We start from the raw sequence: 263 nt of genomic DNA on the forward strand, positions 1-263 counted from the left end.
ACGCCTTCCTGGATCCAGAAGTGTTCCGTGAAGATTCCGCTCTGGGCGTGCGCGGTTTGATGCGCGCCTGGAAAGCCGGAAACGTCGCCATCGCCAATGCGCCGGGCTGTGGCGTGGCGGACGATAAGGTGGTGTATTCCTACGTGCCGGACATCATTCGCTTCTATCTGGACGAGGAACCGCTGGTGCAGAATGTTCCCAGCTGTCTGTGCAGTGTGGAAAAAGACAGACAGTATGTACTGGAGCACCTGAATGAACTGGTG

1 protein-coding gene is annotated in these 263 nt (G+C 57.0%); it reads left to right on the top strand.

Annotated features, from left to right (window positions below):
* On the top strand, positions 1–263 hold a 263-nt coding region (locus AWR36_RS15985; protein ID WP_141398550.1), incomplete at both ends, for a circularly permuted type 2 ATP-grasp protein.

It is taken from the genome of Microbulbifer flavimaris (assembly GCF_001641755.2).
GTDB lineage: Bacteria > Pseudomonadota > Gammaproteobacteria > Pseudomonadales > Cellvibrionaceae > Microbulbifer > Microbulbifer flavimaris.